The sequence below is a fragment of the Streptomyces sp. NPDC002784 genome (genome assembly GCF_053592135.1).
Map to the genome: position 1 here is coordinate 44,663 of NZ_JBSFVD010000019.1, position 13,653 is coordinate 58,315.

Annotated in this window: 12 protein-coding genes and 1 pseudogene; 9 read left to right on the forward strand and 4 right to left on the reverse strand. The window is 72.9% G+C overall.

All coding sequences use genetic code 11. The annotated features are described in order from the left end of the window. Nucleotides 1-51 precede the first annotated feature (51 nt). Together ACWD1Z_RS27515 and ACWD1Z_RS27520 are read right to left on the reverse strand one after the other, a co-directional pair. A complete protein-coding gene (locus ACWD1Z_RS27515; RefSeq protein ID WP_451122273.1) occupies nucleotides 52-1,275 on the reverse strand; it encodes a cation:proton antiporter in 1,224 nt (407 codons plus the stop codon). Between the two features lie 4 nt (nucleotides 1,276-1,279). After that, nucleotides 1,280-1,765 (reverse strand): cation:proton antiporter regulatory subunit, encoded by a 486-nt coding sequence (locus tag ACWD1Z_RS27520; protein WP_389420987.1) that lies wholly within the window; start codon nucleotides 1,763-1,765, stop codon nucleotides 1,280-1,282. A 168-nt stretch (nucleotides 1,766-1,933) separates the two neighbouring features. On the opposite strand from ACWD1Z_RS27520, the gene ACWD1Z_RS27525 reads away from it, so the two are divergent. The 4 genes and pseudogenes from ACWD1Z_RS27525 to ACWD1Z_RS27540 all read left to right on the forward strand — a co-directional run bounded on the left by ACWD1Z_RS27525 (nucleotide 1,934) and on the right by ACWD1Z_RS27540 (nucleotide 6,081). Beyond that, on the forward strand, nucleotides 1,934-2,884 hold the full coding sequence (locus ACWD1Z_RS27525; protein WP_451122274.1) for a sensor histidine kinase: 951 nt from the start codon (nucleotides 1,934-1,936) through the stop codon (nucleotides 2,882-2,884). After that, nucleotides 2,884-3,529: pseudogene (locus ACWD1Z_RS27530) on the forward strand (response regulator). The gene ACWD1Z_RS27525 and the pseudogene ACWD1Z_RS27530 overlap by 1 nt, the downstream one beginning before the upstream one ends. A gap of 47 nt (nucleotides 3,530-3,576) precedes the next feature. After that, the gene (gene miaB, locus ACWD1Z_RS27535; protein ID WP_451122275.1) at nucleotides 3,577-5,094 is read left to right on the forward strand and encodes a tRNA (N6-isopentenyl adenosine(37)-C2)-methylthiotransferase MiaB; all 1,518 of its coding nucleotides are present in this window, start codon (nucleotides 3,577-3,579) and stop codon (nucleotides 5,092-5,094) included. Nucleotides 5,095-5,373: 279 nt separating this feature from the next. Continuing rightward, complete coding sequence (locus tag ACWD1Z_RS27540) at nucleotides 5,374-6,081, forward strand: class III extradiol dioxygenase subunit B-like domain-containing protein (protein WP_451122276.1); 708 nt, start codon at nucleotides 5,374-5,376, stop codon at nucleotides 6,079-6,081. Nucleotides 6,082-6,153: 72 nt separating this feature from the next. Here ACWD1Z_RS27540 and ACWD1Z_RS27545 read toward each other — a convergent pair whose 3' ends face one another. Then, on the reverse strand, nucleotides 6,154-6,570 hold the full coding sequence (locus ACWD1Z_RS27545; RefSeq protein WP_451122277.1) for an antitoxin: 417 nt from the start codon (nucleotides 6,568-6,570) through the stop codon (nucleotides 6,154-6,156). Nucleotides 6,571-6,594: 24 nt separating this feature from the next. Further along, entirely contained in the window at nucleotides 6,595-6,876 is a 282-nt protein-coding gene (locus ACWD1Z_RS27550; RefSeq protein ID WP_451122278.1) for a hypothetical protein, read from the reverse strand. 183 nt (nucleotides 6,877-7,059) lie between these two features. Here ACWD1Z_RS27550 and miaA point away from each other — a divergent pair, with 183 nt between their 5' ends. The 5 genes from miaA (at nucleotide 7,060) to ACWD1Z_RS27575 (ending at nucleotide 13,509) form a co-directional block, all read left to right on the forward strand. Continuing rightward, on the forward strand, nucleotides 7,060-7,998 hold the full coding sequence (miaA, locus tag ACWD1Z_RS27555) for a tRNA (adenosine(37)-N6)-dimethylallyltransferase MiaA (protein ID WP_451122279.1): 939 nt from the start codon (nucleotides 7,060-7,062) through the stop codon (nucleotides 7,996-7,998). Nucleotides 7,999-8,106: 108 nt separating this feature from the next. Continuing rightward, the gene (locus ACWD1Z_RS27560; RefSeq protein WP_451122357.1) at nucleotides 8,107-8,610 is read left to right on the forward strand and encodes a hypothetical protein; all 504 of its coding nucleotides are present in this window, start codon (nucleotides 8,107-8,109) and stop codon (nucleotides 8,608-8,610) included. 43 nt (nucleotides 8,611-8,653) lie between these two features. After that, nucleotides 8,654-9,523: a diaminopimelate epimerase gene (gene dapF, locus ACWD1Z_RS27565; RefSeq protein ID WP_451122280.1), complete on the forward strand. Its 870-nt coding sequence runs from the start codon at nucleotides 8,654-8,656 to the stop codon at nucleotides 9,521-9,523. A gap of 300 nt (nucleotides 9,524-9,823) precedes the next feature. After that, nucleotides 9,824-11,953, forward strand: coding sequence for a RelA/SpoT family protein (locus tag ACWD1Z_RS27570; RefSeq protein WP_451122281.1), 2,130 nt, complete (start codon nucleotides 9,824-9,826; stop codon nucleotides 11,951-11,953). Between the two features lie 83 nt (nucleotides 11,954-12,036). After that, nucleotides 12,037-13,509, forward strand: a complete 1,473-nt coding sequence (locus ACWD1Z_RS27575; RefSeq protein WP_451122282.1) for a M1 family metallopeptidase — start codon at nucleotides 12,037-12,039, stop codon at nucleotides 13,507-13,509. Nucleotides 13,510-13,653 lie beyond the last annotated feature (144 nt).

Below are 13,653 nucleotides of genomic sequence, written 5' to 3' on the forward strand. Positions count from 1 at the left end.
ACTGCCAGGCCCTTCACCCCCCTGACCAGGGGCGGCGCCGCGCCCCCGCCGCTATACGTCGGCCACCGGGGCCTCCGTTTCCTCGTACCGCCGGGATTCCTGCCGCTTGCGCACCGCCGGTCCGCGTTCCGTCCACCACATCGCCACCGGCTCCGTGAACCGTGCCGTCAGCGGGCCGACGATCACCAGGATGAGGACGTAGGCCGTGGCCAGCGGCCCCAGCGACGGCTCGATGCCAGAGCCCACCGCCAGCCCCGCGATGACGATGGAGAACTCGCCGCGGGCCACCAGGGCACCGCCCGCGCGCCAGCGGCCCTTGACGGAGATGCCCGCCCGGCGCGCCGCCCAGTACCCCGTGGCGATCTTCGTCACCGCCGTCACCACCGCGAGCGCGAGGGCGGGCAGCAGGACCGGAGGGATGCTCGCCGGGTTGGTGTGGAGGCCGAAGAAGACGAAGAACACCGCGGCGAACAGGTCCCGCAACGGGCTCAGCAGGGTGTGCGCGCCCTCCGCCACCTCCCCGGACAGGGCGATGCCCACCAGGAAGGCGCCCACCGCCGCGGACACCTGGAGCTGCTGCGCGACGCCCGCGACCAGGATGGTCAGCCCCAGCACCACCAGCAGCAGCTTCTCCGGGTCGTCGCTGGAGACGTAACGGGAGATGACCCGGCCGTAGCGGACCGCGACGAACAGGACGAGTCCCGCCGCGCCCAGCGCGACGGCCAGCGTGACACTGCCCGCCAGCAGGCCCGCCCCGGCGACCAGGGCCGTGACGATGGGCAGGTAGACCGCCATCGCCAGGTCCTCCAGGACCAGCACGCTGAGGATCACCGGTGTCTCGCGGTTGCCGATCCGGCCCAGGTCGCCCAGGACCTTCGCGATGACGCCCGAGGAGGAGATCCAGGTGACGCCCGCCAGCACCACGGCCGCCACCGGACCCCAGCCGAGCAGGAGGGCCGCCAGCGCGCCCGGAACGGCGTTGAGGGCGCAGTCGACGAGGCCGGCGGGGTAATGGGCCTTGAGGTTGGTGACGAGATCGCCGGCCGTGTACTCCAGGCCCAGCATCAGCAGCAGCAGGATGACGCCGATCTCCGCGCCCGCGGCGATGAACTCCTCGCTGGCCCCGAGCGGCAGCAGCCCGCCCTCGCCGAAGGCCAGCCCGGCGAGCAGGTACAGCGGGATCGGCGAGAGCCGGAAGCGGGCGGCGGCCCGGCCGAGCAGACCCAGACCGAGGATGATCGAACCGAACTCGATCAGCAGGATGCCGGAGTGCACCGGTTCACTCCCGCCCGAGTATCGACGCGGCGGCGTCCACGCCCTCGCGGGTGCCGATGACGATCAGGGTGTCGCCGCCCACCAGCCGGAAGTCCGGCGCCGGGGACGGGATCGCCTCGGCCCGGCGCAGCACCGCCACCACGGAGGCGCCCGTCTCGGTGCGCATCCGGGTGTCGCCGAGCAGCCGGCCGTTCCAGCGCGAGGTCGCGGCCACCTCGATCCGCTCGGCGACCAGGCCCAGATCGGTGGTGTAGAGCAGGCTCGCGCTGTGATGGGACGGCTTCAGGGCGTCGATCAGCGAGTCCGCCTCGGAGCCGGTCAGCCGCAGCGACTGCAGGCACGAGTCGGGATCGTCGGCCCGGTACACGTTCACCGTGCGGCCGCCGTCGCGGTGTGCCACCACGGACAGATGGCGGTGTTCCCGTGTCACGAGGTCGTACTGGACCCCGATGCCGGGCAGCGGCGTCCGCTTCAGGCGTGGAGCTGACACGTTTGTTCCCCTTGCCGTTCGTGATCGTTTCGATGGCTCGGTCGGCATGCTGCCAGGCCCCCGTACGGTGGCGATATGGGTGTCGTCACGGATATACGCGATCGGACTCGAGCACCGAGGCTGGTGACGGCCATGCCCCGGAGCGCCGGAAGGAGCCGGAACGCGCCCGTGTCCCTGTTCTGGCGGATCTTCTCGCTCAACGCCGCGGGCCTGGTGGTGGCCGCGGCACTGCTGCTCGGTCCGGTCACCGTCTCGACACCCGTGCTGCCCGCCGAGGCACTGGTCGTCGTCGCGGGCCTCGCGCTGCTGCTGGTCGCCAACGCCCTGGTGCTCCGCCTCGGCCTCGCCCCGCTGCACCGGCTCGGCCGCGCCATGGCCGCCGCCGACCTGCTGCGGCCCGGGGCCCGCGCGGTGGTCGCGGGACCGGCCGAGGCGGCCGAGCTGATCACGACGTACAACACGATGCTCGACCGGTTGCAGAGCGAGCGGGCCGCCGGGGCCGCCCGCGCGCTGTCCGCGCAGGAGCGGGAGCGCCACCGGATCGCCCGGGAACTGCACGACGAGGTCGGCCAGACGCTGACCGCCGTGCTGCTCCAGCTCAAGCGGGTCGCCGACCGGGTGCCCGCGGAACTGCGCGAGGACGTCGGCCAGGCGCAGGAGGCCACCCAGGCCGGCCTCGACGAGATCCGGCGCATCGCCCGCCGGCTGCGCCCCGGCGTCCTGGAGGAACTCGGCCTGGTCAGCGCCCTGCGCTCGCTCGCCGCCGAGTTCACCACGCACGGCCTGACCGTCCGCCACCACGTGCCCGCCGAGGCGCCCCCGCTCACCGAGGAGTCCGAACTCGTGCTCTACCGGGTCGCCCAGGAGGGCCTGACCAACACCGCCCGCCACGCCGGCGCCGACCGCGCGGAGATCACGCTCCACGTCCTCTCCTACGGCGTCGAACTCGTCGTACGCGACAACGGCAAGGGCGTCGGGGACTCCCCTGAGGGCGCCGGAATCCGCGGGATGCGGGAGCGGGCGCTGCTGGTGGGGGCCGAGCTGGCCGTGGGACCGGGGCCGGACGGCGGTACCGAGATCCGGCTGCGGGTGCCGGCCGGGGCCGCGGGAGGCCGCTGATGCCGATCCGGGTGCTGCTGGCCGACGACCACACCCTGGTGCGCCGGGGCGTACGGCTCATCCTGGACGGCGAACCGGACCTGGAGGTCGTCGCCGAGGCCGCCGACGGTGCCGAGGCGGTGGCGCTGGCCCGCTCCCGCGAGGTCGATCTCGCGGTGCTGGACATCGCCATGCCCCGCATGACCGGCCTGCAGGCGGCCAGGGAACTCTCCCGGCGACTGCCGGACCTGCGGATCCTGATCCTCACCATGTACGACAACGAGCAGTACTTCTTCGAGGCGCTGAAGGCGGGCGCGGGCGGGTACGTCCTCAAGTCCGTCGCCGACCGCGATCTCGTCGGCATGCCGGGCGGCCGTACGCGACGAACCGTTCATCTGCCCCGGGGCCGAACGCGCCCTGGTCCGCTCCTACCTGGAGCGGCTGCACGGCGGTGACCGGCTGCCGGAGCGGCCCGTGACCGAGCGCGAGGAGGAGATCCTCAAGCTGGTCGCCGAGGGGCACACCTCCAAGGAGATCGGCGAGCTGCTCTTCATCAGCGCGAAGACCGTCGAGCGGCACCGGGCCAACCTGCTGCAGAAGCTGGGCGTGCGGGACCGCCTGGAGCTGACGCGGTACGCGATCCGGGCCGGGCTGATCGAGCCCTGATGCGGTTGCCGGGAAGGGCGCTCCCGGCGCGCCCTTACCCTTGTGCCATGAGCAGCATCGACCGGAGCCACGCCGTGGACGTCAAGCGAACGTATGAAGTGCGTACCTACGGGTGCCAGATGAACGTCCACGACTCCGAGCGATTGTCCGGACTGCTCGAGGAGGCCGGTTACGTCCGCGCCCCCGAGGATGCCGACGGTGACGCCGACGTCGTCGTCTTCAACACCTGCGCCGTCCGCGAGAACGCCGACAACCGGCTCTACGGCAACCTCGGACGCCTCGCGCCTAGGAAGGTCTCGCGGCCCGGGATGCAGATCGCGGTCGGCGGCTGCCTGGCGCAGAAGGACCGCGACACCATCGTGAAGAAGGCGCCCTGGGTGGACGTCGTCTTCGGCACGCACAACATCGGCAAGCTGCCCGTCCTGCTGGAGCGCGCCCGCGTGCAGGAGGAGGCGCAGGTCGAGATCGCCGAGTCGCTGGAGGCGTTCCCGTCGACCCTGCCGACCCGGCGCGAGAGCGCCTACGCGGCCTGGGTGTCGATCTCCGTCGGCTGCAACAACACCTGCACCTTCTGCATCGTCCCGGCCCTGCGCGGCAAGGAGAAGGACCGCCGCCCCGGCGACATCCTCGCCGAGGTCGAGGCGCTGGTCGCCGAGGGCGTCTCCGAGATCACGCTGCTCGGGCAGAACGTCAACGCCTACGGCAGCGACATCGGCGACCGCGAGGCCTTCAGCAAGCTGCTGCGGGCCTGCGGGAGGATCGAGGGCCTGGAGCGGGTCCGCTTCACCTCCCCGCACCCGCGCGACTTCACGGACGACGTGATCGCGGCGATGGCGGAGACCCCGAACGTGATGCCGCAGCTGCACATGCCGCTCCAGTCCGGTTCGGACACGGTGCTGAAGGCGATGCGCCGCTCGTACCGGCAGGAGCGTTACCTCGGGATCATCGAGAAGGTGCGGGCCGCGATCCCGCACGCCGCGATCACCACCGACATCATCGTGGGCTTCCCCGGCGAGACCGAGGAGGACTTCGAGCAGACGATGCACGTGGTCCGCGAGGCCCGCTTCGCGCAGGCGTTCACCTTCCAGTACTCCAAGCGGCCCGGCACCCCGGCCGCGACCATGGAGAACCAGATCCCCAAGGAGGTCGTCCAGGCGCGCTACGAGCGTCTCGTCGCCCTTCAGGAGGAGATCTCCTGGGAGGAGAACAAGAAGCAGGTCGGCCGCACGCTGGAGCTGATGGTCGCGGAGGGCGAGGGCCGCAAGGACGGCGCCACCCACCGCCTCTCCGGCCGCGCCGCCGACAACCGCCTGGTCCACTTCACCAAGCCGGGCCAGGAGGTCCGCCCCGGTGACGTGGTCACGGTCGAGATCACCTACGCCGCCCCCCACCACCTCCTGGCCGAGGGCGACGTCCTCTCCGTGCGCCGCACGCGCGCGGGCGACGCCTGGCAGAAGCGCACCGCCGCGGCGGCGGCCGAGCCGGCGGGCGTGATGCTGGGCCTGCCGACGATCGGCGCCCCGGAGCCACTGCCGACGACCACCGGAGGCTGCGCCCTCGGCTGACGGCTGGGGTGGGGCGGGGTTCGACTGTCGGCTGGGGTGGCGCGGGCCGCGACTGACGGCTGCGGTCGTGCGGGTCTCGGCTGCGGTCGTGCGTGTCTCGCCTGTCGGGCTGGGGTGGGGCGGGCCTCGGCTGTCGGCTGCGGTGGCGCGGGCCTCGGCTGATGACCGTGGTGGCGCAGGGCTCGGCTGACGCCTGGGGTTCGCGTGGGCCTGGTCTGTGCCTGCGGTGGGGCGGGCCTCGGCTGTCGGCTGGGGTAGCGCGGGGTTACGCTGCCGATCATGCTTGTCGCCGCCGCCGTCTGTCCCTGTCCGCCCCTGCTCGTGCCCGAGGTCGCCTCGGGGGCGGCGCCCGAGCTGGACGCCGCGCGTGCCGCGTGCGCGGACGCGCTCGGGGTGCTGGCCGCCGCGCGGCCCGACCGGCTGCTGGTCGTCGGGCCCGCCGGGGAGGAGGGGCGCGGGACGTTCCCGGCGGGGTCGCGGGGCTCCTTCCGGGGCTTCGGCGTGGAAGTCGACGTACAGCTGGGAACGGCTGCCGGGTCCGGGCGCGAGCTGCCGGCGTCGCTGGCGGTGGCGGCCTGGCTGCTGGAGCGGGTCGGATGGGTCGATGCCCCGGTCGAGGGACTGGGGGTGGGGGAACCTCTGGCCGCCGAGCGGTGTATCGAAGTGGGAAGGGAGATCGCCGCGGGCCCGGACCGGGTGGCGATACTGGTGATGGGCGACGCCAGCGCCTGCCGCACGCTCAAGGCACCCGGCTACCTCGACGAGCGCGCGGAACCGTTCGACGCCGCCGTCGCGCGAGCGCTGGGCGCGGCGGACCTGGGCGCGCTCAGGGCGCTGGACACCGAGCTGGCGTACGAGCTCATGGCGTCCGGCCGGGCGCCCTGGCAGGTGCTCGCGGGCGCCGCGGAGGGTGCCGGGCTGTCCGGGGCGCTGCTGTACGAGAGCGCGCCGTACGGCGTCGGGTACCTCGTCGCGACCTGGTCGTAGCGCCGGCACGACGGCGGACGGCCGGGAGCGAGTCTGCTCCCGGCCGTCAGCCGTGGTGCCGTGCCGCCTTGATCAGGTGGTCGGAGGCGGCGTGCCGGGCGGGGTGCTCGGCGGCGTGTGCGGCGGGGGGTTCGGCGGGGAGTACGGCGATGTGGCGCCGCCGCCCGTGTCCGTGCCGGTGCCGGTGCCGGTCCCCGTGCCGCCGCCCGTGCCCGTGCCGCCGCCCGTGCCCGTGCCGCCGCCCGTGCCCGTGCCGGTCCCCGTCACTGTGCCGCCCTCGTCCTTGTGCGCGAGTCGGTCCACGGCGCCCTTGGCCTTGCCCGAGCCCTTCTGGATCTTGTCGCTGTACTTGCCCTTGGTCTTCTCGTCGACGACCTTGGCAGCCTTGTCCAGGCCGTGCTGGACCTTGTCGCCGTGCTGCTGGGCGAGGTCGGACACCTTGCCCTTGGCAGGTCCGAGCTTGGCCTTCAAATTGTCCAGGAGACCCATCGTTCGCCTTCCCACGCGGGATCGTCAGCTGCGGGCGCCCTCGCCGGCCTCTCGCTCGGCCGCCTCGTCGGCGGACTGCTGCTTGGGGATCTCGACGCCGTCGGCCGACTCGGACCCGACGGCCGCCGTCGCCTCCCGCGGAGCCCGGGCCTCGGTTCCGGCCGGCTCCTTCGCCTCGGTGACCTCTTCCGCCTGAGCCGCCTCTTCCGCCTCGGTCCCGGCCGCGGTGGTGCCGGCCCCTGCCTCGGCGGCCGACGCTTCCTCCGACGCCTTCGACCTCCGAAGAAGCCGTGCCAAAACGCCCATATCAACTCCATACGTTACTCGTGCGGGCGAAATCCCGCGTCGTCCGGTGCGTCCGTTTGCGTCGCCCGGATCGCCGCCTCCCGGGGACCGGCGGCGCGAACCACGCAACTGGCAACGACGCCGGATCCGCCCCGTCACGTAACTCGTTCGAGGCCACCCCGTGAGGTTTGCGAGACTGGGGCGGTGAGCAGCACACCTCCCGCCCCCCGCGTCATCGCCGTCGTCGGCCCCACTGCGGCCGGAAAGTCCGATCTGGGCGTCTTCCTGGCCCAGCGGCTCGGCGGCGAGGTCGTCAACGCCGACTCCATGCAGCTGTACCGAGGGATGGACATCGGCACCGCCAAGCTGACGCCCGAGGAGCGGTCCGGCGTCCCGCACCACCTGCTGGACATCTGGGACGTCACCGTCACCGCCTCGGTCGCCGAGTACCAGCGGCTCGCCCGGGAGCGGATCGACGCGCTGCTCGCCGAAGGGCGCTGGCCGATCCTGGTCGGCGGCTCCGGCCTGTACGTCCGCGGCGCCGTCGACAACCTGGAGTTCCCCGGCACCGACCCCGAGGTCCGGGCGCGCCTGGAGGAGGAGCTGACGCTGCGCGGCTCGGGCGCGCTGCACGCCCGCCTGACCGCCGCCGACCCGGACGCCGCGCACGCGATCCTGCCCAGCAACGGCCGCCGTATCGTCCGCGCCCTCGAGGTGATCGAGATCACCGGCCAGCCCTTCACCGCCAACCTCCCGGGCCACGACTCGGTCTACGACACGGTCCAGATCGGCGTCGACGTCGCCCGGCCCGAACTCGACGAGCGCATCGCCCGCCGCGTCGACCGGATGTGGGACGCGGGGCTCGTCGAGGAGGTGCGCGCACTGGAGGCGCAAGGGTTGCGCGAGGGGCGTACGGCATCGCGCGCGCTCGGCTACCAGCAGGTCCTCGCGGCGCTCGCCGGGGGGTGCACCCTGGAGGAGGCCCGCGCCGAGACCGTACGAGCCACCAAACGCTTCGCGCGCCGTCAGGATTCATGGTTCAGGCGCGACCCCCGGGTGCACTGGCTGAGTGGGGCTGCGGCGGATCTCACAGAACTTCCGCACCTCGCACTGGCGTTGGTCGAACGACCGGTTACAGCCTGATCACGTCCTGGCATCGGGACGCTCCGGCCGTCATCGCGGCCTCCGGCGCCGTGCCATCATCGAGCTTCGATCGACCAAGTGGAGTCCGAGTTGGGAGGGCGCGTGGCGATGGAGGCCGGCCCTCGCGACACCGCACAAGGCACCGAACCCGTCACCAGTGACCGGGGCGAACCGGAGCAGGACGGCGACCGTCTGAGCCCGGACGGACCCGACGACACACAGGGCGGCGTGACCGCCGACGGCCCCGAGCCGGAGGAGATGTTCACCAGCGGCCCCGAGGTCGAGGTCGAGCTGCGCCCGCAGCGCCGACTGCGCATCTGGCAGCTCGCCCCCATCGTGTCGCTGGCCGCGGTCGGCTCCCTGATGTTCGCCTTCCCGCTCGCCTTCGACTTCGGCGACAGCGGCGCGGTGATCGCCATGCTGGGCCTGCTGATCTGCTCGTGCGCCGCGGGCTGGGGCATGATGGCGGCCCGCCGCGTGGGGCACACCTGGCCCGGCCTGCCGCAGCGCGGCTCGGGCAGGCGCCCGGACTGGCGGGTGGTGCTGGCGTACGTCCTCGTCGTGGCCGTGGTCGTCGTGCTGGCCGTGTGGCGCGTGGCAAGGCTGCGCTGACCGGGCTTCGGGCACTGTCGGTGGCGCCCCGTACGATCGAGGCATGAGCACGCGGATCGCCTTCCTCAAGGGTCACGGCACCGAGAACGACTTCGTGATCGTCCCGGACCCCGAGAACGCCGTCGACCTGCCCCCCTCGGCCGTCGCCGCCCTGTGCGACCGGCGCGCGGGCATCGGCGGCGACGGCCTGCTGCACGTCGTGCGGTCCGCCGCCCACCCCGAGGCCAAGGACATGGCGGCCGAGGCCGAGTGGTTCATGGACTACCGCAACGGCGACGGCTCCATCGCCGAGATGTGCGGCAACGGCGTCCGCGTCTTCGCCCGCTACCTCCAGCGCGCCGGACACATCACCGAGGGAGACCTCGCGATCGCCACGCGCGGGGGCGTCAAGCGCGTGCGCCTCGCCCAGGGCGGGGACGTCACGGTCGGCATGGGCAAGGCGCTCCTGCCCGAGGGCGACGTCACGGTGAGCGTCGGCGAGCGCAGCTGGCCCGCGCGGAACGTGAACATGGGCAACCCGCACGCCGTGGCCTTCGTGGCGGACCTCGCGCACGCCGGCGACCTGCGCTCCGCGCCGCCGTTCCGCCCCGCGTCGGCCTACCCGGACGGGGTGAACGTCGAGTTCGTCGTCGACCGCGGCCACCGGCACGTCGCCCTGCGCGTGCACGAGCGCGGCGCCGGTGAGACCCGCTCGTGCGGCACGGGCGCGTGCGCGGTCGCCGTGGCCGCGGCCCGCCGGGACGGCGCCGACCCCGCGGTCACCGGTACCCCGGCGACGTACACCGTCGATGTGCCCGGCGGCACCCTGGTGATCACCGAGCGGCCCGACGGCGAGATCGAGATGACCGGACCCGCGGTGATCGTCGCCGAGGGCACCATCGACGCCGACTGGCTGGAGACGCTCGCCCACTGAGCCGGGCAACGACTTGATATCGGTGTGCCGGGCATCCGGTCGGCGCGGGCGCTCCTTCCCCGGCCGCCCGGTCGAGGATCGAAACCCCGGTCGGCCGCAGGTCGCGGGGTTCGAAACCGTAAACCTGCGAACCTTCGCTCGAATGGGTGATCCGTTTCACGCTCGGCGAGAGGCGGTCAGCCGGGCGTGATGGGCTCGGTAGCATCAAGCACCGGCCCGGACGGGGGACCGTTGCCAGTCCCGTGAGCCGTGTCCGCCATGGGGCACCCCGTCCGCCGGTCCACGCAGCCGGAGGTGCCCATGAGTGCGGAGGCCACGAACCCCGCGACGCCAGGCCCGGTGACCGCCGGGCCCACCGCGCGCTGGCGGGCACGGATCGACCTGCGGCGCCTGGGCCGGGCCGCACTGCTCGGTCCGGCCGCCCGGGACCGGCTGCCCGACGCCATCGGCCATGTCGCCGAGGCCCACCGCGCCCACCACCCCGACGCCGACCTCGAACCCCTGCGCCGCGCCTATGTGCTGGCCGAGTCCTCGCACCGGGGCCAGATGCGCAAGAGCGGCGAGCCGTACATCACCCACCCCCTCGCCGTGACCCTGATCCTCGCCGAACTCGGCGCCGAGACCACCGCGTTGACCGCCTCCCTGCTCCACGACACCGTCGAGGACACCGAGGTGACGCTCGATCAGGTCGGGGAGCAGTTCGGCGCGGAGGTGCGCTTCCTCGTCGACGGCGTGACCAAGCTGGAGAAGGTCGACTACGGCGCCGCCGCCGAGCCGGAGACCTTCCGCAAGATGCTCGTCGCCACCGGCAACGACGTCCGCGTGATGTCGATCAAACTCGCCGACCGGCTGCACAACATGCGCACCCTCGGCGTGATGCGCCCCGAGAAACAGGCCAGGATCGCCAAGGTGACCCGGGACGTCCTCATCCCGCTCGCCGAACGGCTCGGCGTCCAGGCGCTCAAGACCGAGCTGGAGGACCTGGTCTTCGCGATCCTGCATCCTGAGGAGTACGAGCACACCCGGGAGTTGATCGTCGACAACGCCTCCCGTACGGACGATCCGCTCGCCGAGGTCGCCGAGGAGACGCGCACGGTCCTGCGGGACGCCGGCATCCAGGCCGAAGTCCTCATCCGGCCGCGGCACTTCGTCTCCGTGCACCGGGTGGCCCGCAAACGCGGCCGGCTGCGCGGCGCCGACTTCGGACGGCTGCTGGTGCTGGTCGGCGAGGACGCGGACTGCTACGGCGTCCTGGGCGAACTGCACACCTGCATGACGCCGGTGGTCTCGGAGTTCAAGGACTTCATCGCCGTACCGAAGTTCAACCTCTACCAGTCCCTGCACACGGCGGTGGCCCGCGAGGACGGCCAGGTCGTCGAGGTCCTCATCCGCACCCACCAGATGCACAAGGTGGCGGAGGCCGGGGTGATCGCCCTCGGCAACCCCTACGCGCCCTCCTCGGACGAGCCCGTCGACGGCGAGCGCGCGGACCCGACCCGGCCCGGCTGGCTCTCCCGCCTCCTCGACTGGCAGGAGGCGGCCCCCGACCCCGACACCTTCTGGTCCACCCTCCGCGAGGACCTCGCCCAGGACCGCGAGATCACCGTGTTCCGCCCCGACGGCGGCACGCTCGGCCTGCCCGAGGGCGCGACCTGCGTGGACGCCGCCTACGCGCAGTACGGCGAAGACGCGCACGCCTGCATCGGCGCCCGGGTGAACGGCCGGCTGGCGACCCTGAGCACGGTGCTCAGGGACGGCGACACCGTCCAGCTCCTCATGGGCCAGGACCCCGCCTCCGAGCCCTCCAGGGAGTGGCTGGAGCACGCCCACACCCCCGCGGCCCGCATCGCCATCCAGCGCTGGCTGGCCGCCCACCCCTCGCACGAGGACCAGATCAGCCGCGCCGACGCCGACGCGACGGCCCCCCGCCCCACCACGGAGGCCCTGTCCACGGAGGGGTCGCCGACCGCCCGGCCGGCGGCGAACGTCGTGGCCGACCAGCCGGACGCGACGGTCCGCCTGGCCGGCTGTTGCACTCCGGTGCCGCCGGACGGGATCACGGGGTTCGCGGTCCGCGGGGGAGCGGTGACCGTGCACCGGGTCGAATGCGCGGCGGTGGCCCGCATGAAGAGCACGGGCCGCGCGGAGATCGGGGTGCGCTGGGGCGACACCACGGAGGTCCGGGTGACGTTGGTAGCCGAATCGTTCGTCCGCCCCCATCTCCTGGCCGACCTGACCGAAGCGATGGCCCAGGAGGGCGCGGAGATCGTCTCGGCCACCGTCGAACCCCCCACCCAGCAACGGGTCCGCCACACGTACACGGTCCAGCTTCCGGACGCCGGGCATCTCCCGGCGCTGATGCGCGCGATGCGGAATGTGGGCGGGGTCTATGACGTGAGCCGGACGCAGACCCAGCCGGGGATGTCCTAGGGCGCCGCTGAACCCCAACCCGTTCGGGTGGGCCGATCGCGCGTCGCCGCCGTCCCGCACGCCCCCGCTGGTAGCCGTGGTCCATGCCGCACACCCCCCGCAAGGCCACCGCCCTTCTCGCCTCGGCCGTCACCGTCTGCCTCCTCGCCGCCGCCGCCCCCGCCGAGCCCCTCGGCATCGGCGACCGTCTCTTCCCCCACCTCGGCAACCCCGGCTACGACGTGGCGTCGTACGAACTCTCCTTCACCTATCCCGGCAGCAACAGCAAACCGCTCCCGTCGGTCACCACCATCGACGCCTGGACGACGACCCCCCTGGACCGCGTCAACCTGGACTTCGCCCACGGCGACGTGGAGTCCGTGGAGCTGGACGGCGAACCGGCCGCCTTCAGCACCGCGGGCGAGGACCTCGTGGTCACCCCCGACGAACCCCTGCCCGCCGGCAGCTGGATGCGGCTCACCGTGCGGCACACCAGCGACCCCAGGCCGGCCGAGAACCGGGACGGGGGCTGGCTGCGCACCGCCGACGGCCTGGCGATGGCCAACCAGGCCGACGCCGCGCACCTGGTGTTCCCGGGCAACGACCACCCCTCCGACAAGGCCATGTTCACCATCCGGGTGACCGCGCCGAACGGCTACACGGCGGTCGCCAACGGCCTGCCCACCGGCACCGAACGCTCACGCGCGGCGACGACCTGGACCTACCGCACCCAGCACCCCATGGCCACCGAGCTCGCCCAGGTCTCCATCGGCCGCTCCGCCGTCCTGCGCCGCACCGGCCCGCACGGCCTGCCCGTCCGGGACGTGGTCCCCACCAAGGACCGCGAGCAGCTGGAACCGTGGCTGCGCAAGACGCCGGACCAGATCTCCTGGATGGAGGAGAAGGTCGGCCGCTACCCCTTCGAGACGTACGGCGTGCTCATCGCGGACGTGGACACCGGCTTTGAACTGGAGACACAGACCCTGTCCCTGTTCGAGAAGGCCCTGTTCACCGACCGCGGCTTCCCCGCCTGGTACGTGGATTCGATCATGGTGCACGAGCTGGCCCACCAGTGGTTCGGCAACAGCGTCAGCCCTCGCACCTGGTCCGACCTGTGGCTCAACGAAGGGCATGCCACCTGGTACGAGGCCCTGTACGCGGAGGAGAAGGCCGGCCGCCCCCTGGCGGCGCGGATGAAGGCCGCGTACGGCGCCTCCGACCGCTGGCGCGCCGCCGGCGGCCCCCCGGCCGCGCCCAAGGCCCCCAAGCCCGGCCAGAAGACCGGCATCTTCCGCCCGAACGTCTACGACGGCGCGGCCCTCGTCCTGTACGCCCTGCGCCAGGAGATCGGCCACCCGGCCTTCGAGCGCCTGGAACGCGCCTGGGTCACCCGGCACCGGGACGGCGTCGCCACCACCGACGACTTCGTCGCGCTCGCCTCCGAGATCACCGGACGTGACCTCAGCGGCTTCCTCCAGCCCTGGCTGTACGGCGAGACGACCCCGCCCATGCCCGGCCACCCCGACTGGAAGCCGGTCGCACCCGCGAAAGCACCCGCCGCTTCCCCCGTGCGATAAGCCGATGACGAGACGCCTCGTCCCGTGCGACCATCTTCAGGTCGGCGCGGGCACGAGGCCGGGGCCGCAGGCGGTTCCGCGGGAATCTCCCGGGGCACTCGTACGTTGTGCACAGTGACCGCCGTACACGAATCCTCAACGACG